General features: G+C 62.8%; 26 protein-coding genes. 22 read left to right on the forward strand and 4 right to left on the reverse strand.

The window, feature by feature from the left end; genetic code table 11:
* Positions 1 to 30: 30 nt before the first annotated feature.
* From L3X40_RS10810 to L3X40_RS22505, 3 genes are read left to right on the forward strand one after another with little or no spacing between them, the layout of a single operon-like run.
* The gene (locus L3X40_RS10810) at positions 31 to 378 is read left to right on the forward strand and encodes an SHOCT domain-containing protein (protein ID WP_237365654.1); all 348 of its coding nucleotides are present in this window, start codon (positions 31 to 33) and stop codon (positions 376 to 378) included.
* Positions 379 to 425: 47 nt separating this feature from the next.
* Positions 426 to 689: a DsrE/DsrF/TusD sulfur relay family protein gene (locus L3X40_RS10815; protein WP_237365655.1), complete on the forward strand. Its 264-nt coding sequence runs from the start codon at positions 426 to 428 to the stop codon at positions 687 to 689.
* Positions 656 to 766, forward strand: coding sequence for a hypothetical protein (locus L3X40_RS22505; RefSeq protein WP_445177177.1), 111 nt, complete (start codon positions 656 to 658; stop codon positions 764 to 766). The genes L3X40_RS10815 and L3X40_RS22505 overlap by 34 nt, the downstream gene beginning before the upstream one ends.
* 338 nt (positions 767 to 1,104) lie before the next feature.
* On the opposite strand, the gene L3X40_RS10820 is transcribed toward L3X40_RS22505, so the two are convergent.
* Positions 1,105 to 2,913, reverse strand: coding sequence for a putative bifunctional diguanylate cyclase/phosphodiesterase (locus L3X40_RS10820; protein ID WP_237365656.1), 1,809 nt, complete (start codon positions 2,911 to 2,913; stop codon positions 1,105 to 1,107).
* 338 nt (positions 2,914 to 3,251) lie between these two features.
* Between L3X40_RS10820 and L3X40_RS10825 the strand changes: the two genes are divergently transcribed.
* Together L3X40_RS10825 and L3X40_RS10830 are read left to right on the forward strand one after the other, a co-directional pair.
* On the forward strand, positions 3,252 to 3,482 hold the full coding sequence (locus L3X40_RS10825; RefSeq protein WP_237365657.1) for a helix-turn-helix domain-containing protein: 231 nt from the start codon (positions 3,252 to 3,254) through the stop codon (positions 3,480 to 3,482).
* Positions 3,483 to 3,926: 444 nt separating this feature from the next.
* Positions 3,927 to 4,196: a hypothetical protein gene (locus L3X40_RS10830; protein WP_237365658.1), complete on the forward strand. Its 270-nt coding sequence runs from the start codon at positions 3,927 to 3,929 to the stop codon at positions 4,194 to 4,196.
* Here the strand turns inward: L3X40_RS10830 and L3X40_RS10835 are convergent.
* Positions 4,193 to 5,488 (reverse strand): hypothetical protein, encoded by a 1,296-nt coding sequence (locus L3X40_RS10835; RefSeq protein WP_237365659.1) that lies wholly within the window; start codon positions 5,486 to 5,488, stop codon positions 4,193 to 4,195. The genes L3X40_RS10830 and L3X40_RS10835 overlap by 4 nt on opposite strands.
* 108 nt (positions 5,489 to 5,596) lie before the next feature.
* Between L3X40_RS10835 and L3X40_RS10840 the strand changes: the two genes are divergently transcribed.
* Positions 5,597 to 6,517: a lytic transglycosylase domain-containing protein gene (locus L3X40_RS10840; RefSeq protein WP_237365660.1), complete on the forward strand. Its 921-nt coding sequence runs from the start codon at positions 5,597 to 5,599 to the stop codon at positions 6,515 to 6,517.
* Between the two features lie 27 nt (positions 6,518 to 6,544).
* Here the strand turns inward: L3X40_RS10840 and L3X40_RS10845 are convergent, their stop codons facing one another.
* The gene (locus tag L3X40_RS10845; RefSeq protein WP_237365661.1) at positions 6,545 to 7,072 is read right to left on the reverse strand and encodes an XRE family transcriptional regulator; all 528 of its coding nucleotides are present in this window, start codon (positions 7,070 to 7,072) and stop codon (positions 6,545 to 6,547) included.
* Positions 7,073 to 7,169: 97 nt separating this feature from the next.
* On the reverse strand, positions 7,170 to 7,631 hold the full coding sequence (locus L3X40_RS10850) for a hypothetical protein (RefSeq protein ID WP_237365662.1): 462 nt from the start codon (positions 7,629 to 7,631) through the stop codon (positions 7,170 to 7,172).
* A gap of 368 nt (positions 7,632 to 7,999) precedes the next feature.
* Here L3X40_RS10850 and L3X40_RS10855 point away from each other — a divergent pair, with 368 nt between their 5' ends.
* The 16 genes from L3X40_RS10855 to L3X40_RS10930 are packed head-to-tail and all read left to right on the forward strand — an operon-like array spanning position 8,000 to position 21,914.
* Positions 8,000 to 8,320 carry a hypothetical protein gene (locus L3X40_RS10855; RefSeq protein ID WP_237365663.1) on the forward strand — a complete coding sequence of 107 codons (321 nt, stop codon included), beginning with the start codon at positions 8,000 to 8,002 and terminating at the stop codon, positions 8,318 to 8,320.
* Between the two features lie 58 nt (positions 8,321 to 8,378).
* Positions 8,379 to 8,669, forward strand: coding sequence for a type IV conjugative transfer system protein TraL (gene traL, locus L3X40_RS10860; RefSeq protein WP_237365664.1), 291 nt, complete (start codon positions 8,379 to 8,381; stop codon positions 8,667 to 8,669).
* Between the two features lies 1 nt (position 8,670).
* The gene (locus L3X40_RS10865; RefSeq protein ID WP_237365665.1) at positions 8,671 to 9,237 is read left to right on the forward strand and encodes a type IV conjugative transfer system protein TraE; all 567 of its coding nucleotides are present in this window, start codon (positions 8,671 to 8,673) and stop codon (positions 9,235 to 9,237) included.
* Positions 9,234 to 10,034 (forward strand): type-F conjugative transfer system secretin TraK, encoded by an 801-nt coding sequence (locus L3X40_RS10870; protein WP_237365666.1) that lies wholly within the window; start codon positions 9,234 to 9,236, stop codon positions 10,032 to 10,034. Before L3X40_RS10865 ends, L3X40_RS10870 begins: the two co-directional genes overlap by 4 nt.
* A 4-nt stretch (positions 10,035 to 10,038) precedes the next feature.
* Positions 10,039 to 11,361, forward strand: coding sequence for a TraB/VirB10 family protein (locus L3X40_RS10875; protein ID WP_237365667.1), 1,323 nt, complete (start codon positions 10,039 to 10,041; stop codon positions 11,359 to 11,361).
* A complete protein-coding gene (locus L3X40_RS10880) occupies positions 11,348 to 12,226 on the forward strand; it encodes a DsbC family protein (RefSeq protein ID WP_237365668.1) in 879 nt (292 codons plus the stop codon). Before L3X40_RS10875 ends, L3X40_RS10880 begins: the two co-directional genes overlap by 14 nt.
* Positions 12,223 to 13,215 carry a TraV family lipoprotein gene (locus L3X40_RS10885; RefSeq protein WP_237365669.1) on the forward strand — a complete coding sequence of 331 codons (993 nt, stop codon included), beginning with the start codon at positions 12,223 to 12,225 and terminating at the stop codon, positions 13,213 to 13,215. The genes L3X40_RS10880 and L3X40_RS10885 overlap by 4 nt, the downstream gene beginning before the upstream one ends.
* A gap of 1 nt (position 13,216) precedes the next feature.
* Positions 13,217 to 15,808: a type IV secretion system protein TraC gene (gene traC, locus L3X40_RS10890; RefSeq protein WP_237365670.1), complete on the forward strand. Its 2,592-nt coding sequence runs from the start codon at positions 13,217 to 13,219 to the stop codon at positions 15,806 to 15,808.
* Positions 15,809 to 15,811: 3 nt separating this feature from the next.
* A complete protein-coding gene (locus L3X40_RS10895) occupies positions 15,812 to 16,168 on the forward strand; it encodes a hypothetical protein (RefSeq protein WP_237365671.1) in 357 nt (118 codons plus the stop codon).
* Positions 16,161 to 16,799, forward strand: coding sequence for a type-F conjugative transfer system protein TrbI (locus L3X40_RS10900; protein ID WP_237365672.1), 639 nt, complete (start codon positions 16,161 to 16,163; stop codon positions 16,797 to 16,799). The genes L3X40_RS10895 and L3X40_RS10900 overlap by 8 nt, the downstream gene beginning before the upstream one ends.
* Positions 16,780 to 17,316 (forward strand): S26 family signal peptidase, encoded by a 537-nt coding sequence (locus L3X40_RS10905; protein WP_237365673.1) that lies wholly within the window; start codon positions 16,780 to 16,782, stop codon positions 17,314 to 17,316. The genes L3X40_RS10900 and L3X40_RS10905 overlap by 20 nt, the downstream gene beginning before the upstream one ends.
* Positions 17,313 to 17,969: a type-F conjugative transfer system protein TraW gene (traW, locus tag L3X40_RS10910; protein ID WP_237365674.1), complete on the forward strand. Its 657-nt coding sequence runs from the start codon at positions 17,313 to 17,315 to the stop codon at positions 17,967 to 17,969. The genes L3X40_RS10905 and traW overlap by 4 nt, the downstream gene beginning before the upstream one ends.
* Positions 17,969 to 18,238 carry a hypothetical protein gene (locus L3X40_RS10915; RefSeq protein ID WP_237365675.1) on the forward strand — a complete coding sequence of 90 codons (270 nt, stop codon included), beginning with the start codon at positions 17,969 to 17,971 and terminating at the stop codon, positions 18,236 to 18,238. The genes traW and L3X40_RS10915 overlap by 1 nt, the downstream gene beginning before the upstream one ends.
* Positions 18,235 to 19,257, forward strand: coding sequence for a conjugal transfer pilus assembly protein TraU (gene traU / locus L3X40_RS10920; RefSeq protein ID WP_237365676.1), 1,023 nt, complete (start codon positions 18,235 to 18,237; stop codon positions 19,255 to 19,257). The genes L3X40_RS10915 and traU overlap by 4 nt, the downstream gene beginning before the upstream one ends.
* A gap of 9 nt (positions 19,258 to 19,266) precedes the next feature.
* Complete coding sequence (gene trbC, locus L3X40_RS10925) at positions 19,267 to 20,013, forward strand: type-F conjugative transfer system pilin assembly protein TrbC (RefSeq protein WP_237365699.1); 747 nt, start codon at positions 19,267 to 19,269, stop codon at positions 20,011 to 20,013.
* Positions 20,010 to 21,914: a conjugal transfer protein TraN gene (locus L3X40_RS10930; protein ID WP_237365677.1), complete on the forward strand. Its 1,905-nt coding sequence runs from the start codon at positions 20,010 to 20,012 to the stop codon at positions 21,912 to 21,914. Before trbC ends, L3X40_RS10930 begins: the two co-directional genes overlap by 4 nt.
* The last annotated feature ends 38 nt before the right edge of the window (positions 21,915 to 21,952 follow it).

Raw genomic sequence — 21,952 nt, forward strand, 5'->3', positions numbered from 1 at the left:
AACTGCATCCATCAATGATGGAGGAAGTCCATGCGTAAACTTGCGATCCGTTTTGCCGCTGCCGGAACTGCCCTGTGCCTGATGCCCGCCGCCGCGTGGGCCCAGGCGTCGCCAGGCGCCGGTCAATACGCTTGCTGGGGACCGCATATGATGGGCTGGGGTGGAGGCTGGAGCGGCATGATTTTCGGTCCGCTGATGATGATCCTCGTCCTTGCCCTGCCTGTCGCCGCAGTAGTGCTGCTGATCCGCTGGCTGGGCGGATCGCGCGGTAGCGCCAGTCCGGGCCAGACGCCGCTCGATATCCTGCGCGAGCGTTATGCCCGCGGCGAGATCGACAAGGAGGAATTCGAGGAGCGTCGGCGAACGCTGGGTGATTAGAGCGCCAGGCCGAATGGTTCGCAAAATCTGAGCGCGAGGAGACCGCCGTGCAGATCCTGCTCATCCTGAAGGATCCCCCCTACGGCAGCGAGCGGTGCTACAATGGCCTGCGACTGGCCCTCGCGCTTCCCAAGAGCGAGCCGGAAGCACGCGTTACGGTATTCCTGATGGCTGACGCTGTAGTGGCGGCAAAGACCGGCCAGAAGACGCCAGACGGCTACTACAATTCAAAGGGGTGCTCGCTGGCAAGGGACGGGTACTGCTCTGCGGCGCTTGCATGGATGCGCGTAGCCTTGCCGACACCGAATTAATGGCGAGCGCACAGCGCAGTACCATGGCGGAACTTGCGGCGGAGACGCTCGCCGCCGATAAGGTGCTCGTGTTCTGAGGGTATGCCATGGAACGGCAATCCGCACCGGGTGGATCGCCGGTCATTCCTGCCGAGCGGTCGAGGGATGCTGAGACCAGATCGGGCCACGCGTTTCCGGTCCCGAACACGCCAAGCGCCGCCAGAATGCCCCGTCGCGAGCACTTATGCGCTAAGGACCATGACGCCAGCCCCTGGCGAACGCTAACGGGATCGATAGACCAGTGCCTGAACGGCGATCATTGTCCCTTAGCGCTTGCGGGATAGCCGCCGATGATCCGTTCGCTAATTCCGGCAGCTTCGGTTGTGCAGGGAGTCTCGGCACCATCGTCAAGGGCGGCGTGTGATAACAAGTGGTTTTATATGGGGATGGCAACTTTGTTGATCTCGCGCGGCCACAATAGGCTGGTAGCGGCGCCGCGGTCCAGCGCTTTGGAGAAGAAGTAACCTTGACCAAGCGTGCAACCCAGACTGCGGAGCTGTGTGGCCTGGGTTTCGTTTTCGACGCCCTTCGCGACGACAGTAATGTCGAGCCGTTGGGTCGCGTGCAGCAAACCGCCAATGACCGCCGCGCTCGCACGTTCCGGCGCCAACCGGTCAACAAGGTTCTTGTCGATCTTGATCATGTCCACCGGCATCGTCAGCAGCGGCATGAGCATTCCGCCATCCGTCCCGAAATCATCGAGGGCGACCCGCAGCCCCTTCAGTCGCAAAGCTTCGATCGCCTCCAGGACCGCCTTGTCCCGGAGGGCGGGATAAGCGCTCTCCGTGATCTCGATCACCAGATACTCAAGCGGAAGTCCGTGATAGGCGAACGCAGAGACAATTTGCTGATCGAGCTTGCCGCCATGAAAATCCGCCAGCGAGATATTGATCCCGACATGCTCGATAGGGGCGGAGCTGTCGATCCAGTGGCGCAAATCCGCGGCAACAATTTCGAGCATGCGCTCTGTCAGTTCCGACGCGACATGGACATCGGCGGTGGCCTCCTGGAACGCAGCGGCTGCGAGGAGGCCGCCGTTGTCCATCCGGAGCCGGCAGAGGGCCTCCAGCGCGATGGTTTTGCGGGTGTCGAAGCGGACAATCGGTTGATAATGCGCCTCCACCCTGCCGTCGCGCAGTGCTGCATCGACATCGCGAATTGCGGCGATGCGATGGATGATACGGGTGTCGATACCGGGCCAATAGCGGACGAACCCGCCGCGCCCCGTCTCCTTGGCGTGATAGAGTGCGAAGTCCGCGTTTTGCCGGACGGTGTCGGCAGTCCGATCTCCAGATGTCAGTACAGCCCCGCCGATTGTCGCCTTCGGAAGCAGGGCATGGCCGTTGCAGCTCAGCGGTTCGGCAAGGCTTTCGAGGATCACGGCCGCGAAGGCGTCAAGATCGCGCAAAGCATCGGGTGACTGGATGAGGATTGCAAACTCGTCGCCGCCGATCCGGAAGACCCGATTGGGCGAAGCGGCCAACTCGGTTCGAGTGGCAGCCACTTGGATCAGCTGATCGCCCGCATGATGACCGAAGCCGTCATTGATGACCTTCAGATTGTCGAGGTCCAGGACAAGCAGTGCCCAGGTTCCGGGCTCATGGCATGGTAGCTGCGATAGCGCCGTATTGAAGGCGGCTCGATTACCAAGCCCGGTCAACAAGTCGACATTGGCTCTCCGCTCGCGCTCGAGCACCCGTTCGTGGCGTTCGAGTGCGATCGCGCAGAGATGGATGCACGCATCGACTATAGCCTGCTCGGCCTTCGTAGGCGCACGCGCCTCGCGACTATAGAGCGCGAAGGTGCCGATGACCCGCTCGGTTTCACCGACGATCGGTGTTGACCAGCAGGCGCGGAAACCGAGCGGCAGCGCGAGATCCTTGAACTCGGCCCAGCGCGGATCGCTCGCGACGTCAGTGACAATCACGGGGCGGCTAAGGAAAGCGGCGCTCCCACAGGAGCCCACATCCGGACCGATCAGCAGACCCTCGAGGGCGGCACAATAAGCTTCGGGCAGGCTGGGCGCCGAGAGAGGGTGGAGCAGACCTTCGCGATCGACCGTGAGGACCGAGCAGACAATCCCAGGGGCAAGCGCTTCGATCTCAACGCAGAGCCGATCGGTGGTCGCCTTCAGATCGGCGCCCTTGGCGATCAATTCAAGAATGATATTGCGTAAGTCGAGCAAATCGCTTCCTAAATCTGAATAATACATGCTCGATTGAGATGTTCTTCCCAAACGACCATACGCATCTGAAATTAAGTCTTTTCTAATTGGGCGGTTTTGACGATACTGACCGGGTGTTATTCAAGCACATGCTGGGACGCGGGTGGTCGAAGCGTGGAGTTCCGTTTCGTTTGCAGCCGTCCCACCGCCAATTTCCCGCAGCAGAAGGACGGCCCACCGTTGCCCGCAGCGACGCAGCTGGCGCTGCAGCAGCAAGGGTTTTGCGGATTTACGCGTGATGGGTTAAATGATACTTAAAACCCGTCGCCTTATAACCATCTTAGGTGGACTTATGCGGCGTGAAACGCACGCATCCAGGTTTGCTACGGAAGATCCTGGCGACGAATGTCCGCCGGTACCGCGCAGCGCGTGGCTTGAGCCAGCAGGATTTCGCTCACGAGATCGAGATGGACCGGACCTACTACGGCGGCGTTGAACGGGGCGAGCGCAACGTCTCGATCGACAACATCGAGAGAATTGCGAAGGGATTTGAAATCAATCCCTATCTGCTGCTCAAGGAGTCCGATTGAGACGCGCCAGTCCCGCAGGGAGTGGTGCGATAACGCTGGTATCGCTTGCGGGCCGCTGTTTCGCAGCGTCGAAACCTACTTCGATGGGTCGATCCGCAGGGTAGGGGAGAGGGCGTCCACCCCGGCACGATCACGCTGATCTACAAGCGGCTCGTCCGCCAGGCGTTCGACAGAAGCTGCTCGGGCCGATAAGCGAAAGCGAAGCTGAGGTGATCCAATTCTTTGCCATGTCACGGGCTTGTCGCGTTGAACTTCCCAAGCGCGACCGCGCGCGCAAGGGAATTTTGCCTGAACGACGACCGATAGCCGAGCAGGTCGCCCCGGCCTGGATGATCATGCAAGAGAGAAATCGTGGGCCGAAAGGGATACCGAGCATTTGAGTGCCAAGGCTTCGCTCAACGCGGCAAGATTTTGTTTGGGTTTGTCGTGTATATGTGAACCGTCATGACCCAACTTACGCAGCTCGAACTGTCGAATTGGCTGGCCCTCTATCTGGCGACGGGCTTGTGCTGCGCGATTGCCTGCACCCTCGCCGTGGCGACCACTGCAGCAGAAATCTACAGGGACAGAAGCTGGGCAGCCGTCAAGTCGCTTCGGTCCGCGGTCCTCTTCCTGCCAAAGGCCTGGTGGCGGTGGCAGAAGCTGTATCTTGGCTCCATGCCCGTAACGCTAGGAATCGTCGGGCTTTTCGCCGTATCGATGAACTGGAGCTAGGCGCCGAGTCGGCGCAGAACGATCTCTCCAATGCGGCGCAACTCCACATCTCTGGGCGTTGCGCATATGACCGGGGCGATCTGCGCCATGCGCGGTTGTGTGATAGCCTTGCTTGCAAGATAGACCGGATCGTCGGAGCCCATGGCCTCGACCACAATTTGCCGGATTTCCCCGGTGGCACGGGAATGGGCCTCGATTATAAAATCCGGCCTGCAGGCCCCTAACGGCGTGAGGGTGTCGAATACGGGCTTCTCGAGCAGGATGTCGATGCCATGCCGATCGAGCGACCGGCGCATTGACAGCAGTTCGCGCAGCACTGATCGCTCGAACTCCGAATCGACGGGGACAAACCGCGTCCCCGAATAGATCGGCTGCGCATAGGCCCTGAGTGGTGCGTAGCCGCGGGCCTCCGGATATTCTCCGGCGACGAGCAATGTCAGATACGGCCCCTTGATGATGTTGCCTCGCACCGACGGCGACTGGACGCGATTGGCGATGATGACCGGGTCGCAGCCCGCAACCTGGATGGTTGACCCACGTATCTCATGGGCGAAGAGGGTCAAAAAGGCCTGCGGGGCATGGCCTCTCGGCCACCGCTGGGCCAGCAGCCGTAAGCTCGCATAGACGCGCTTGCTGTGCAGCGCTTGGGCGTGGGTCCAGAAAGCCCGGCCGAGCTCGATGCCAGGTGCGATTTCCACCTTGCTTGCGGCAGCTGTCAGGATCCGGAATTCGTCGCCGATCGAATGTCCGGGATCTTCCTGCGAAAGGGGGAGGCAGCGGTTGAGCCCGGCGATACCGATGAGCCGCCAAAGCAGCCGGGCCAGGCGGGGGAGGGAACCATGCCGGGTGCGGTCATCGCTACTGTCCTCGTCGGGGCGCTGGGCGAGCTTTTCCGGTGCCGGCCGAAGCACCTCGAAGAAGCCGAGCGGCGGGTCGGCGGGGCTTTCGTGAGTGCGGACCTCGCTCAATCTGTTGGTCGCCTGCTCGCGGAAGAAGGGGCAATCCTCATGATGCTCGGGCCGGTTGGTGCTGGTGAGGCGCCGCAGATAGTAGGTCTCCGCCTCTGATAGAAACGCAGGTGTGAGGATCGGCGGCGCGTCGCCATCCGGCAGGCAGTCACAGGCGATCCACTTCTCGCCGATGCGGGCTTGCTGAACCAGGACGATCGCCGCTTCCTCATCCGCGGGCGATCCCGCCCCGCTATACCAGCGGACAAGGGCCCGACGCACGGGGGCGGGCAGAGGGATCCGTCTCGAAATTGTCCCACCGCTTTGCCGGTCGATCAGCCACATTTCCCACTCTCCGCGACATTCACCAGCCAAGTCTTGGCTGGGCATCCCGGATTGACAACGCTTCTTTGCTTGATCTCCAATTCCTCGATCCGGACTTGGGGGGCAATTATGCGTGTATTGGTTATCGGCGTTACGATCTCGATATGGGGTTGGGCAGGGGCGGCTGCAGCCACGCCGAAGGCGCAAAGAGTCCCCCGCAGCGTCCAGCTCATTGCCATGGGCGGGCGGGCGGACGCCGAGCAACCGAGAGCGGCGGTGCCAGTAGGCGTCCCACCGGCCCTGACGGAGCGGGATGAACCGGTGGCCGCAGCGTTCAGGGTCCACGATCTGAGCCGCCGTTGGGTCGAACATCAGATGGCCAACAGCTTTACCGAAACCGCTTCGCAGCCGCCCGTTCCTGCAACAGATGTCGTTCCCTCCGCGGCGTCGTCGCTGTCAATTCCGCTGTGGATGCGGGGAGGGAGTGTCTTCTCGGGTGAAGCTGGGCGCTACATCCCCGGTTGCTCGGCCCCTGCCTACCGCCCTGCGGGTTTCCTCCGATCCGACATCGAAGTCCGCAGGGCCGGCTATTATGGCATGATGAGTAATATCGCCTGCGAATATGGGATTCCGGTTGGTCTGTTCGACGCGATGATCATTCGAGAGAGCCAGTACCAGCCCTATGTCTACTCACCAAAGAGCGCCTTCGGGCTCACTCAACTCATGCCGGGTACCGCAGCGGCGCTCGGGGTCAACCGATACGATATCGAAGGAAATCTGAGGGGCGGCGCCAAATATCTCCGACAGCAACTCGATCGGTTCGGCCATTACCATCTTGCTCTTGCGGCCTATAATGCCGGTCCAGGCCGTGTCCGCAACGGTTTTGTCCCGCGGATTACCGAGACCCAGGAGTATATCGACAATGTCCTTCTGAACTGGTCGCGCCTCGCCGGGCTTTCGCGGACAGCAACGGTCGTGTCGGGCACCACAAACCATCAGCAGTTACCTGTACCGAGGTCGGTGAGAGCGGCGACGGTATCGACATTCTGACCGGTCACCTGCCGGTTCTTGTCAAACTCAAATCCGAAAATCGTCACTTTGCGCGAAACGCGCGCGTCGATCCATCACAGCGAGCACCTCGTCGATCAGCCGCTTGACCACCGCCTTTTGCAGCGGATCTGCCCATTCCTTCCGGACTTCCGATCCATCTATGCCCTCGAGTTCTTCGAGGGCGTTGATGAGCTTCATGGGCAAACCGCGGAAAACCTCGCAGAGCATGGCGATGAGCGTCGCGTAACGCTCTTCCTGCAGCAACTCGAGGCCATGGAAGGCCTCAACCTGTATGATGGCCTGTATGATGCTGATATCGAGCGCGCGCAGGATGGTCTGGAATTCCCGGAGCGTCATGGCAATGCGCTTCGCAGGATTACTGTGCAGCAACAGGGCCAAACGGGTTTTGCTGATCCCGGTCTTGAGGGCCAGCTTGCGCTGGGCCGTATCCTTGTCCGCCATGGCCCGGAGGATTAGCGGGATGTAATCCCTTTGTTCCTCAATGGCTTCTAGCGCGGCCTCCTCTTCTGCCGCAACTATGGCATGAGATGACATCTACGCCCCCGTCAATGCTCGACGCTCCGAAACAAACACACGATAAATTGCTTGGCAAGCGGGCCGAGAAAGGGAAAAGGCTCGAGAATCGATCTAACTATTTGTTAGAAAATGGATTTCCTTCTTGCGAGTCGCTCGCAATCGGTTCGTCGTGGTTATCCCTCATTTCATCGAGTCCAAGGGTGGAAAGGACATGCGCGGCTTTGCGCTCCACGACATAGTCAAAGAGAAGAATTGAGAGCGCATCGCCAAAAGAAAGATCTGTTCCCAGCTGCGTTGCGAGCCGATTTCGCGCATCGCCGATCAAATCCGCGCTCGTCTTGGAAATAGTTAAATTGATCCGAATCGCCCCCTTCGTTGGGACGACCTCAAGATGATCACGCAAGGTGTCGCTGTCATGGTCATCGATCTTCTTGGCCTCCAAAATACGGGAATCGATCAGACTGGACAATGTCTGATAGCGCCTGGTCTCATTCGAGCGCAGCCGGATGCTCTCCGTCGTGAGGTGGAAGAAGTGCTCGGAGACATCGAGCGTAAACTCGCGGGACTCAGCGCTCATTGGTTCACATCCGAGCTGCCCTTGCTGCGTTTGTCGTTGGGGCGCCACCGCTGATGTTTGGTAAGATGAACCTGCGGGGACGAACTCCTAACGACTCCAGAAAACCCGAATCTACCCCTATCGCGCGCTTGCAGCAAATACGGGGCGCACTGGTCGGGCTATCGGGACAAGTGCCCTGCAAAGGCTGGCAAATTGCCCTCAATCGCAGGGCGGCATGCCCCGTATGTCGGGGCGACCAAATAGCTGTCGCGAAAAAATTTCGTGATTCGCTGCGCGACCACACGGTTGCGTTGCAGCTCGGCCTTTAGCGTCGGCACAGTTCCCTTGGGCGCGGATCCTTCGCGTCTCCATGTGAAGGGAAACCCATCATGCAGTCAGCCTTGACCACGAGCGCGCGCGCGGAGTTGGCGGTATTCGTCATCGCCGTTTTCATGTTCGCGCTATTCTGGTTTGCCGGCCCGGCCTTCGCCGGCGCCGATACGACTTTCGACACCGCACTGACCAAGTTCACCGACTTCCTCGAGGGCTCGGGCGGCAAGGTTATCACCGTGCTCTCGCTCGCCGGCGGCATCGTCGCCCTGGCATCTGGCCGTTTCTCCATGGGGCAGATCGCGATCCCCGTGGGCGTCGGCGTCGGCGCGGGTACCGGCATCCCCATCGTCACGTCGACGGTCACGGCGACGATCTGAAGGGTCCAACGACCGGGCGAAGTAGCAGCTTCGTCCGATCAGAGGAGAGGGTGGTGCAATGGCCGCGGACAAGTACGTCATTCCATCTCATCTGGACGATCCCGAGCTGATCGGGCTGTGGACGCTGGATGAGTTCCTGGCGATGGTTACGCCATTTGTCTGGGGGATCCTGTCTCAGCACATTCTCATTGGCATGCTGCTCTCGGGCGCGGGCTGGTGGGGTCTCAGAAAAGCTAAGGCAGGTCGGGCGACGTCCTGGCTGCTTCACCTGGCCTATTGGCATCTCCCGGCTGGCTTCACCGGCCTGAGAGCCACGCCACCCTCATATCTGCGATTGATGGCGGGGTAATATGGAGCTCTCGTACAGCCATGCGCACAGCCAGCGCGTCCTGCGGCAACGCAATCTTCTGGCGATCGCCGCGGCCGCACTCGGCGTGGTGACCATATTGCTCGCCATTTTCGGGCTCGCCCGGGACAGGGAAGTCGTTCTGCAGCCGGTGCTGCGATCGCCGTTGACCGTCAGTTCGGCAGGGGTCTCTCGCGAGTATCTAGAGATGATCACCCGCGACACCGTGGTGCTGACGCTCGATCGCAGCCCGCAGAATCTCGAATATTGGATGAACGCGGTCCTGGATATCACCTCGCCGCGGACCCAGGGGAAGATCAAGGCGGATCTGCTCAAGATCATGAGCGAGCAGCGTGGATCGTCGATCTCGCAGTTCTTCACCATCGAAACCATGCAGATCGACACGAAGAACCTCCGCTCGGAAGTCACCGGCGAACTGCACACCATCGTCGGAAACAAGGTCATTTCCAGCGAGCGCCGGACCTTCCGGTATGATTGGGAATACTCCGGACTGTCGCTGAAGCTGCTCGGCTTCGGGATGGTGACGGCCGACAACGGGAAGGATCAATGATGTCGGTCTATGCCTTCGGTAGCGCCGCAGCGGGCGCCGCCTTTCTTTCGCGCATCCATTGTATGCTTAGCCGGATCATTGGGGCCGGGCTTGTCGCGGTCGCCTTCGTGATCATGGCTGAGCCGGCTTACGCGGACCAGACGATCATGGCTTCCGACAGCAGTCAGGTCGATTGCACCGCCTCGGCCAAGGATCTGACCAGGATCAGCCTCGTGGAGGACGAATTCGCGTCGGTCTCCAAGATCTCGACGGGCAATCCGCAGGATGACTTCTCGGTCGTCAACGAGCCGGTGCGCGGCGACATTTATCTGTCGGTGCCGGACGGTTTCGGGCGGACGGCGCTCTCGTTCTTCGGGACCAGCAAGCGCGGCTATGTCTACAAGTTCGTCTGCCGTGTCGCCGGCGACCAGGCGGCGCAGGTGTTCATCTCGAACCCTGCGATCGCAAATGAGCGGGCAGCGGAAAATGGCCCGGCGCAAAAGCTTGGTCCGCAGGATGCTGCGGTCGAACTCGTCCAGGCCATGTACTCGAATGCCGTCGCCGATGGCTACGAGATGCGGCAGCGCGCGCTCCGGCCGGTCTATCTCGGCCCGCTCAAGGTCCAGCTGATCGCGGAATATCGGGGATCGGATCTCAACGGCAAGGTGCTGCGCATCGAGAACAAGGGCGACCAGGCGGTCGAACTGACCGAAGCGATGGTCGCTCCCGCCAGCGCGCTGGCCGTCTCGATCGCCGATCCCAAGCTCGCTCCGGGGAAGGTCACCACGGCCTATCTCGTTTCACAGAACGGAAGGTGAGAACATGGCCCTTGCCGACATGTTTCAGCGCAAGCGTCGCCCTCTCGATGGCGGGAACGGCGAAGGGGTTTCGCCGGTTTCGGATGATCTCGCGGCCAATGATGCCGTGCGCCGGCGCCAGCGGCTGCTCCTGGCCGGCGTTGCCGGTGCAGGGCTTGTCCTCTCCTCCTTCTGGATCTTCAGCGGGAATGAGGACGAAGCCGGACTCGGAAAGGATGGCGTCAGCGAGATCAGCGTTTCGACCAAGGATCTCGTCAATCGCAACCTCTCCCAGCAGGAGTGGATGGCGCTCTCGGAAAACCGGTTCCAGTCGACGGAAAACCAGCTCAAGTCGATCAACGGCCAACAGCAGCGCCTGGAAATGCTGACGGCGCAGGTCGAAGCCTTGAAAGGGCAGAACCAGGCGATGCAGGCAGATGGTCAGCGCGTGCTCTCCGCCTATCAATCCGAGAACGAGCAGCTGCGGCGGCAGATCGCCGAAAGGCGAACGCCCGCGCCCGCCCCGGGGCCAGCAGCGCTCTATGGGCCGGGTGGGCCGCAGGCCTATCAGCGCCCCGACGGTGTCGGCGGAGGTCGCACCACTCCGCCATTGGGCATGGGCAGCGAAGTGAAGCTCGTAAACTTCTCTACCGCAGATAATGGCACCGCAACCCGCGTGGCCAAAGGCAACACGGTCTATACCGACAGCATCAACTATCTTCCGCCGAACAGCTTCGCCCGCGCGAAGGTCATTGTCGGCGTCGATGCGAGTGCCGGCGTGACGAGCCAGACCGACCCGCTGCCGGTCGTGCTACGCGTGACAGGCCCGGCGCGCTCGGTGTTCCAGAACGGGCGGTTGCTCACGACCAAGATCGAGGGGTGCCTTATCAACGGTGCGGCGCGCGGCGATCTCTCGAGTGAGAAAGTCTACGTCAAGCTCCAGAAGATGACCTGCCCGCAGCCTGGAGGTCGCTATGCCGTATCCGAGGTAAAGGGTTTCATCGCCTTCGGCGGCAAGACCGGCGTGCGCGGCCGGGTGGTATCGCGGGAAGGATCGCTGGTGACCCAGGCATTCCTTGCCGGTCTGGCGGGCGGGTTCGGCCGGGGCTTCTCGGCGAATGCCAACTCCGTCTTCCAGGGCACAAACATCTCGACAAACGGCCAGCGCCAGAAACTCTCGACGAGCGAGATCCTCGAGGGCGGCTTGGGTGAAGGCGTCGCCCAGACTGGCGACATGGTCTCGAAATATCTCATCGAGCGGGCCGAACAATACCAGCCCGTGATCGAGATGCCGACCGGCATCGACGTGGAAATTGTCTTCCTGGAGGGTGTCTATGTCCGCAATTGAACGAGTGCGCCGCTTGGCGCGGCCATCGCGCTTGGCTGTTGCGGCCGCGCTGGGGCTGAGTGTCGCGGGGATCGCCCTCGCGGCCGACACGAGCAATCCCGAAGAGCAAGTGCGCGCGCTCTTGAAGGCGCGGCTGCCCAAGACACCGGTCTCTGCGGTGGACTGTGGCAAGATCGCGGGACTGTGCGAGATCACGGCCGGATCGAACCTGTTCTATGTAGACAGCGGCGCGCGATATCTCGTCATCGGCCGCATCTACGATATGCAGACCCGGCAGGACATCACAGCCGCGCGGCTGCTCGAGATGAACCCGGATATGCTGGTCGGCGCAGCCGCTCGCGCCAATGCTGCTGCGCCCGGCGGAGACTTGGATGCCGGAGCCGAGCTGGCGGCGGCCCCGGCATCTGCACGGGTCGAGAAGACGACGCTGCCCGCGAAGCCGCGCATGCTTTCGCTCGCCGACTTACCCAAGGATGGCGCGATCGTCTGGGGAAATCCGGCGGGGCAGACGGTTACCGTCTTCACGGATTTCCGATGCGGCTATTGCCGGGCGCTGACCGGCGTCCTGCGGGAAATGAACGTGCGGGTAGTCGAGCGACCGATCTCGGTACTCGGGAGCCGCGACCTCGCTGATCGGGTATATTGCTCGCGCAACCGCGAGGCGGCGCTGCACGCGGCCTATGCTGGTGAGGCGCTCAAGGCGCCGGGCTCCTGCGATACGTCCGGCCTCGATGCGAACGAGGCCTTCGCCCATCGCCACGGGCTCAACGGCACGCCTGTCATCGTCCGGAGCGATGGCGCCGTGCTCGAAGGCTATCGGCCGCGCGCCTTCCTCGAGAACTGGCTGAAGGATGTCAGGTCATGAGCGGGGTCAAGCGCTACCGGCACCGGCTCTACGCTGGCATCGGTTTGATCGCGCTGGCCGCGCTTTCCGGATGCGCGACGCTTGGTGGTAATGTCCGCGGCGACTTCTCCTGCGCCGCGCCCGACGGGATCTGCGCGCCCAGCTCGACGATCGACGATCGCGCGCTGGCGCTCATCTCGGGCGAAGGCGCCTCGGGGCAGCCGTTCCCGGCGAGCGATGGTGAGCGAGGGATAGCGCCGCGGAGCAATCGGGCGGAAGCCGGGGGTTCCGCGCGTCTTGCCAGCGGGGATGCGACCCGGACACAGGAGCGGGTCCTCCGGATCGTATTCCAGCCTTATATCGATGATCGCGGCCGCCTCCATGAGGCGAGCGCCGTGCATGCTGTCGTCGCGCGCGGTGAGTGGCAGCAGCAAGCACTGCTCCAATCAACCGCCCGTCCGTCGCTCGGCTCCCCAACTTCGATCTTCGGCTCGGAATCATTGGCGGACGCGGTCGATCGTATCGATCCGCCAGTCAGTTCGGTTGCTGCCGCCGACCCCCATGCCCCCGATCCGGCGGCGGTCGCGGCGGCAAGGGCGCGCCGTGCAGACCCGGTCGGGGCGATCAAGGCCGATGTGGCTGCACGGCTTTCGCCGAGGTCCGCCGGGGCGAATGGCGGACCGAAAGCTGCTTCATCGCCTGCCGGGACGCAGCAGGCGGTTCAGCCGGCGCCTCCTGTACCCGGCCCGGTCGTGGCGCCCGCGCCGGTCCAGGCCCGCTCTCCCGCCTCCGCCGTGCAGGCGCCTGCGAGCGCGCCGCCGAAATCCTCGTCGGCGCAGGAGGCGGTCGATCGCGTGAAGGCCGACCCGGCCTATCGCGCAGCTGCGGGAAGCGCTGCCGCACGGGCTCGCCGAGCTGCCGCCGAGACCGGCGCGCCGTCGATTGAACCGGTGCTCGGGAGTACGGTCAAGGCGGCCAGCTTCCCCGCCGCCGTATCAGGGGAGAACTGAGGTGGCGCGCCCGGAGAGCTTTCTCGCGACTATCCTCGCCGGCCTCCTCGGTGACGCCAAGAGACCGGACGCCGACCGGCCCGAGTTGGGGGTGCCGATGCTGGCCCATTGGCTCCCGTACCGCAGCTATGATCCGAAGACGGGCATCTTCTACAACAGCGCTTCACGCGGCTTCGTCATCGAGGCTGCGCCGCTGGTCGGCGCCGATGAGCGGACGGGCGAGATCCTCACTCAGTTCCTCTCCGAAGCGATTCCTGCGCCGGGTTGCCTGCAATTTCATCAGTGGATGAGCCCCCGGGTCGGGGAGCGGCTCTCCAAATGGTATCTGCCGCGCTATTCGGCGCGCGGTGTTTATGAGCGGATGGCAAAGCACCGCGTCGACTTCCTGACCGATGGTGTGTGGCAATCCCTGTCGGCCGACGCGCCCTTCTGTCTGCGCAACCATCGGGTCGCGATTTCCTACTCGACCCCGGAGACCTCCAATGTCTCGGCCGAGGAGATCGTTGCGGTCATGGACGGCATGATCTCGGCGCTCGCCTCGATCAATGTCTCCGCGCGGAAGATGGACCCCGTCGCGCTGATCGCGTGGATCGACGACATAACCTCGCCGACGACGGCGGCGGGCGAAGACGTCGTCAATTACAACCCGCTCGATCCGATTGCCGATCAGGCCATCCGGCGCGACGTGGAACTCCACATCGAGCCGGATCGGATGCTGCTGCGAACCGAACGGTTCCGGCCGACCGGCAATGTGGTCGGCGACACTCCGGAGATCGGTGAGATATTGCCCGACGTGTTCGACCTGCGGTCCTTCTCGGTCCGCAACCTGCCTAATCGCTGGGCGCCATGGGATGTCGCACGGCTGATCGGCGATATGTTCACCGACAAACTGCGAATGCCCTGTCCGGTGGCGACGAACCTGTGCGTGGAATTTCCCGATCCGCACGCGGCGACGAACAAGGCCAGCTTCAAATTCATGCGGACGACGTCTCTCGCCGATTCCAAGTCCTCGCGCTTCCTGCCCCAGTTGCGCGACCAGTCCCAGGAGTGGCGCTACGTCAACGACGAGATCCGGCAGGGACGCAAGCTCGTCCGCGTATTCTTCAGTGTGACCTCCTTCTCTCCCAAGGGGAAGGGGGACGCCAATGAGCGGGTCCTGAAATCGGTCTACCGCGCGGCCGGCTGGGATCTGCTCGACGACCGCTATCTGCAGGTCATGGGCCTGCTCTGCGCGATGCCCATGACGATGGCCAACGGGTTGTCGCGCGATCTCGACCGCATGAAGCGGATGCGCACCTTGCTGACGACGACGGCAGCCAATCTCGCGCCGATCCAGGGTGAGTTTCTCGGCGGGCAGGTCCCGCATCTGATGCTCATCGGAAGGCGGGGACAGCCCTTCTTCTGGAGCCCGTTCGAGAACACGGCCGGCAACCATAATGTCGCGGTGTTCGGCAAATCCGGCTCGGGGAAGTCCGTGACCCTGCAGGAGCTGTGCGCCTCGCTCTGCGGTGCCGGCGCGCGGGTCGTGGTGATCGACGACGGCCGCTCCTTCGAGCACTCGGCCAAGCTCCAGGGCGGAGCCTTCGTCGAGTTCACCATGTCGTCCGGCTTTTGCCTCAATCCCTTCTCGATGATCGACGAGGAGCTCGCCAGCACCGACGAAGACTATCTTCTCGATTGCATGGCGATGCTCAAGGCCATCGTGAACCAGATGTCGCGCCATATCGACCGCCTGAACGACACCGAACGCGGCCTGATCGATGGGGCGGTGAACGCCGTCTGGGAGGAGAAGGGCAGGGGCGGATCGATCGATGATGTGATTACCGCGCTCGATGCCACTGGAAATTCGTTGGCCAGCGATCTCGGCATAGCCATGCGCCCCTTCTCGTCCGGGGGCACCTATGGGCGGTTCTTCCAGGGCGAGGTGTCTTTCGAGCTCTCGGCGCAGCTCACCGTATTTGAACTGTCGGACTTGTCGTCGCGCGAGGAACTGCGCAGCGTGGTTCTGACCGCGATCATGTTCATGTCGCAGCAGATGATGCGCAAGGTCGATCGCTCGATCCCGAAGGCGCTGCTTCTCGACGAGGCCTGGCAGATGCTGCGCGGCGGCGCGATGGCGGATTTTATCGAAACCTATGCGCGCACTTGCCGCAAATACGGCGCCTCATTGGTCACGGCCACGCAGTCGCTCAACGATTATTACAAGTCCGCCGGCTCCATCGCCGCGCTGGAGAATTCCGACTGGTTCGTCATTCTCCAGCAGAAGCCCGAGACGATAGCCGACTTCAAGAAGCACGACCGCTTCGAAATGGACGATTATACCGACGCGTTGCTACGCTCCCTGAAGATCAATGGCCGCGAATATTCGGATATCCTCATCAAGGGCCCCGAGACGCTCGCGGTCGGTCGCCTCGTGCTCGATCCCTTTTCGGCTACGGTCTATTCCTCGAGTCCTGCGATCTATGCGGCCATCGAGGGCCTGGTGGCGCAGGGCCTCAACATGGACGAGGCGATCGAACGGATCGCCTTCCCCGACAGCCCGGAAAAATGGGCGAGCTCTGAAGCCGACGGCCTTGCCGTCGCGGCGGAGTGACCGATGGCGACCCGGGCCCCCAAACCGCGCACCGGAGCTAAAGGGTCGGCAGCGGCTCCGCTCCGCTCGCTCCTCTATGTCTACCTGCATTTGATCGGGTTCGCCTGCTCGACCACGGTGATGACCTGGGGGCTCTTCGCGCTGTTCTTCATGGCGCTGGGAGGCTTCTCGCTCGACGGCCTCATGCACCAGCTCCACAATCTGTCGAGCCGCTACGTGGCCGCCGGCCACGAGCGGGTCGCGTCCTTCAAGCAAATCTTCGCCGTCGCTCACATCCTTGTCGCCGGCGGGCTGATCGTCCTGCGGCGTCACAGGATTCTGCCGATGGGCCTGAGCCAGGGGAGTGCCGATCATGGCTGAACAACGCGAACTCGATCTTCCCGAACCACCGGTATCGCCGATAGGCGTCTCGAAACGCGCGCTCTTCGCGGGGTTCACGCGATCCCAGCTGCTCATCGGCCTCCTCGCGCTGGCGGCGCTGGTCTGGGGGATGTGGGTCACCAAGCTGCTGATCGCGCCTCCGCAGGATCAGATCGTGTCGGCCAGGCTGTCCGCAATCGTCGGCGATTATGTCCAGGCCCAGGCACGCTCCGCCTCCCCGCCGGCGCAGGTCGAGGCCGAGATGCGCAAATTCATGGCATCCCTCGACCAGGAATTGCAGAACCGGAGCGCGCACGGGCAGATCGTCCTGGTCGGTGAGGCCGTCCTCACAAAGAATGTGCCGGATATCACCGAGAACCTGAAGAATGCCGTTTACGCCTCTGGCGTTCCGCGCCCGAGGCAGGCTTCGGCCGAGGAACTGCAGCGGCTCGAGCAACAGGCAATGGCGGCCGCGCAGCCTCAAGTCCCGACACAGTCGATCGGCCCTTCAGCCTTTGTCGATCCGTTGACGGCGGCACAGGCGATGCCGGCGCCGTCCGCGCCGCAATATGGCACCCCGGCTGCATCCGTCTCAACCTTCGGAGGTCCCGATGGCACGGGCGGCCAGTGAGGCGGGCGCTGCGCGCTGGCGGCCGCAATGGCGGCTGTGGCTCCTGTTCGGCGGACTTGTCGTCGGATCGATCACGCTGGGTGCGATCGCCGACTGGCGGGACGGCCACGCCTTCCTGATCAACACGACGGATTCCCTTTCGAACTGGGCCTTCCTCATCCACCGCAACCGGATTCCGGGGAAGGGGGACTATGTGTTCTTCGACCCACCGGCGAGCGCGCTGCTGCGCCGCCATTTCGGCGCGAAGCCGCAGATGTTCGGCAAGATCGTCTATGGCGTGCCCGGCGATTATGTTGGGCATGACGGCATGGACGTCACCATCAACGGTGTCCGGGTGGCGCGTATGAAGCCGCTCACACGCTTCGGCGAGCCCCTGACACCAGGGGCGACCGGGCCGATTCCGCAGGGGTGCTATTTCGCGGCGACGCCGCACAAGGACGGCTTTGACAGCCGCTATGCCGAGATCGGGTTTGTCTGTTCGCGCCAGATCATTGGAACGGGGGTGCCGGTGCTATGAGGCGCCTTCTGACAGCATCGGCCGCGATCCTGTCCCTGGCTGGCTCGGCGTTGGTCTTTGGTGCGATCCGCAGCGAGGCCCGGGACTATGGCCAGGCCGCGCAAGCCTTTCCGGTGATCGAACCGGATCTGCTTTCTACGATCGAGGCCCGGCTGCGGGCTGCCGAGGCAAGCGGCGAGCTCGCGCGGACGAACGAGATGTTCGCGCGCCGCGTCGAAGCCAAGGTCCGCCGCCCCAATCCCGTGGCGGGCCTCACACCCGCGCGTCAGCTGAGGAGTTGGGATTTCGACCCGTCGGTCACGATCGAACGCGATGTGCGCGATCAGAAGGGCAATCTGATCGCTGCCGCCGGGCAGAAAATCAATCCGCTCGACTTCGTCGCGATCAGGCAGGACCTCGTCTTCATAGATGGTGACGATGCCGAGCAGCTTGCCTGGGCAACGGCCCGCTACACCGATCTCAAGGCCAAGATCATCTTTGTGCGCGGTTCGCCGATCGAGCAGATGACGGCGAAAAAGCGGCGCTTCTATTTCGACCAGGAGGGCAAGCTCACCGGCAAGTTCGGCATTGAGCATACGCCCGCCGTGGTGACCCAGACGGGGAAGGTCATGCGGGTCTCAGAGGTCGTCATAGGCAAGGGGAGGGCGAGCTGATGCCGCTCTGGCTCGAACTTCTTCGCACCCCGATGGCCGCGCCGGAGACGCCGACGCTGCGCAGGATGCGCCGCACATGGCAGATCCTGTGCCTGACTCTCGCCGCCGCAGTGCTCTTCGTCGGCGTTCTGAACCGTGTCGCGGGACGCGCCGGGGCCTGCATGGTTGCCGCCCTGCTGCTCGGCACGCTCGCCTACACAGCGCTCTATCTTGCTCGCAAGCAACGGGCCGACCGCGCCTTCCTGGACCAATTGGGGAGGCAGGCATGAGGCGCAGCCTACGATCCGCGCTCGCCGCACTTCTTTTCGGTCTGCTTGCCCTCGGCTTGGCGCCATCTGCAGAGGCCGCGGGCCCGACCTGTCATGGCAAATTCGTCAATCCGATCACGGATGTGTGCTGGTCCTGCCTGTTTCCCCTGTCTGTCGGCGGATTGAAGATCTGGCCGAGCGGCAGGCCGGACACGAGCAATCCGGCATCGCCGATCTGTGTCTGCAGCGATCCTCTTCCGCGTATCGGCATCTCGGTGGGCTTCTGGGAGCCGGCCCGGCTGGCGGACGTGACGATGAAGCCCTGGTGCTTTCCCAACCTCGGCGGCGTGCGCATCGCGCCCGGTTTCGACATCGGCCAGGGCTATATGGCCGGACCTTCCATGGTCGGAGGGCGGTCGCAGAGCACGGCGAAATGGCATGTCCACTGGTATGTCTATCCGCTGCTCTACTGGATGGAGATCCTGACCGACTTCGTCTGCTTCGAGCAGGCATCATTCGACATCGCCTATATGACCGAGGTCGATCCGCTCTGGCAGGACGATTCCCTGACGGCGCTGATCAATCCGGAGGCGATCGTCTTCGCCAACCCGATCGCCCAGGCTGCCTGCGCCGGTGATTGTATCGCGGGAACCGTCCATCTGCCGCTCGATCCGCTGTTCTGGTGCGCCGGGTGCCAGGGGAGCATGTATCCGCTGAACGGCAACATTCCCTCATCGATCGGGCATGTGCAGTCGTCCCGGCTCGCGCTGTCCCGTTTTGCCTACAAGATGCACCGCGAAGCGCTCGCCTGGGGGACGATGGGCAGCAAGGGTCTCTGCAAGAAGTATCTCATGCCGATCATGCGCAAGCAGCAATACCGCTTCCAGATGGTGAACCCCATCCCGACCGTGAGCGGGCGGTTCGCCTGCTCGGCGATCGGCGCGTCGACCATGCCGCCCGATGCCGGGCGCGCCTATCCCGCCGGTGGCGAGGACATGGGCTACCTGGTCTGGCGCAAGCGCAACTGCTGCGTGCTGTAGGAGGGGATGATGCGTGCATTCCTTTGGGTCCCGGCAGCCATCGTCGCGATAGCCAGTGTCTCGGCCCTGCTGGCGCAGACCGTCGACGAGATCGACATCCAGGCTGTCAAGCAGCGGTCGGCTGATCTGCAGGCCGATGCCGAGGCGTTCGTGAATCAGGTGAAGGATCGCGGCGACGCATTCCGCGAAGAGGCAACCACGGTGCGCGACGGGGGCATGGAAAACATGCGGCGGGCCGCCAGGATCGAGCTGCCCAAGGGTCCGGCAGGGCCGATCGACTTCGACGAGATCGTGCAGGGCGCTTCCTCGAACGCGACCGCGGGGAAGGGGGAGGCGCCCCAGCTCATCGTCTTTGCCAGCCTCTCTATGCCGCCGCGGGCGCTCAAGCAGCTCATCCGCGACACCGCGAGGGCAGGGGGCGTGGTGGTCTTCCGGGGCTTCCCGAACAACTCGATGAAGGAATTCGCGGGCCGCCTGGGCAAGATTGTCGATCGCCAGGACGACTTTGCGAACATCGGGATCGATCCGCGCCTGTTTCGCGCCTTCGACGTGCAGGCCGTTCCAACCTATGTCGCGGTATCGTCCGATTTCGACCTGTGCGCCGGCTTTTCGTGCCGGACCAAGGTTCCGCCCTATGATCGCATGATCGGCAACGTGACCGTCGAATATGCGCTCAGCAGCTTCGCCGATGGCAACGGGCCGGGCGCTCGTGTCGCTGCGGTCGGGCTCGCCAATCTGCGCAAGGCCACGCCATGAGGATCGCGCTGGCCCTGTTTGGCGCCGCCGCCTTACTTGGCATGGGATTCCCGGCTTGGGGCCAGATGACGCTCGAGCAGGCCCGGGAAGAGGGAAAGGCGCTCGGCAATCAGACCCGCCAGGACGAAACGCTGGTACCGACCGATAATGGACAAGCCGAGGCGGTCCCGGGCTATTCCGGCACAACGCTGCCCGAGGGCTCCTATTTCGATGATCCGGATCGCTTGGAGGCGGATGCGGCATCGGCGAGATCCACCAACGAGCAATATCGCATCACGACCGACGCTGATCATAGTCGGCCGACCTTCAGCAACAGCGAGATCCTCGCGACCACGGCCCGGGCAACGTCGGTCGAAAATGATCCCTCGACCTATCTCGCTGGCGAGGAGATTAGCGGCGGGGCCGGCTCATGCACCCCGTTACCCCCGGGCGCAGGCAGCGCGGGCTATTATGAAGCGACCTGCAATTTGGGGGCGAAGGTTGAGGAGAGCACGCCCAGCTGCAACGTCGGCCTGTCCCACCGCTTTTCGACCACCCATGTCTACACTTGTGGCGCGGCCTTCCTGACGAGCGAAACCAGGGTATGCGTTCGGTATCTGGGAAGGTACTGCGCCCAGTGGCAGACCAGAATAACGCCGGTCGAGACGCACAACAGCTGCACCGGTTATGAATCGGCCCCGCAGTGCACGCTCGCCGGCGAGACCTTCATCGACAATCATCGTCGGATCGTGGTGGGACGCCGCGCGGTCTATTATTCGTCGACATCGAACCGGACCTATCAATGTTCTTCCGAGGCGAGTTCGGTCGCAGGCGGTTCATCCACACGATCCTACTGGCGGCGTACGGCGGCACCTCCCCTCTATGTCGGACCGCAGCAACGCTATGAAGGCTCCGACCAGGATGCCTCGGCCTGCTCAGCCTATGCCACGAACAGCGAATGCACCCAGCAGCAAGAGGTCTGCACATCCAGCGACCCGGTCACCCGCCTTGTCAACGGCGTCGCTGTTACCCAGCCATGCTGGGCATGGTCGCGCACCTACACCTGCAACCATATTACGTCGGGCAACGATTGCTCGGATCTCGAGGCAAATCGATCCTGCACCTATCTTCGCGATGAATGCCTTGATGAGGATCCCGATGGGGGACCGTGCAAGGTTACCGAAAAGGTCTACCGCTGCCCGACGCCATCGGGCGAGAACGGTGATACCCCGCAATATATCTGCGGCGACGACGTCTATTGCATCAATGGCGACTGCGAACCGATCGTTCGTGAGGCGTCGACGGAGTTCAAGGACGCCCTCGTCGCGCTGCACGCCATCGACCAGGCCGGCAAGGAGTTCGACGAAGCCGACCTGACCGTCTTCAGCGGGACGAGGGAAACCTGTCACAAGCCGGTCTTCGGTCTCATCAACTGCTGCGCTGGCAAGGTGTCAGGCGTGTTGACGGTCGGGGCCGGCGCGGCGGCTCTGGCCGGCGGTCCTGCAGCGATCGCGGCGCTGGCGACCCCATTCCTGACGCTCTTTGCTTGCTCTCAGGATGAGATGAAGCTCGATATCAAGGACCGGATGGGCTTCTGCCACAAGGTTGGCACTTATTGTTCCTCGAGCTTCCTCGGCATCTGCAAGACCAAGCGCACGGCCTATTGCTGCTTCGAGAGCAAATTGAGCCGCATCCTGCAGGAGCAGGGCAGGGCGCAGCTCGGTAAGCCATGGGGTTCCCCGAAGAAGGAGCAGTGCCAGGGTTTCACGATCGACGAGTTCGCTCGTCTCGACCTCTCGGTAATGGATTTCACCGAGGTCTACGCGGACTTCATGGATGCCGCGAAACTCCCCGACGAGGTCGAGGCCATGTCCCAGATCCAGCAAAAGATTCAGGACTATTATGATCTCCACGGCAAATGACCATGGTACGACCTGCGGGCGCGACCCAAGCAGATGGG

It is taken from the genome of Rhizorhapis sp. SPR117 (assembly GCF_021742065.1).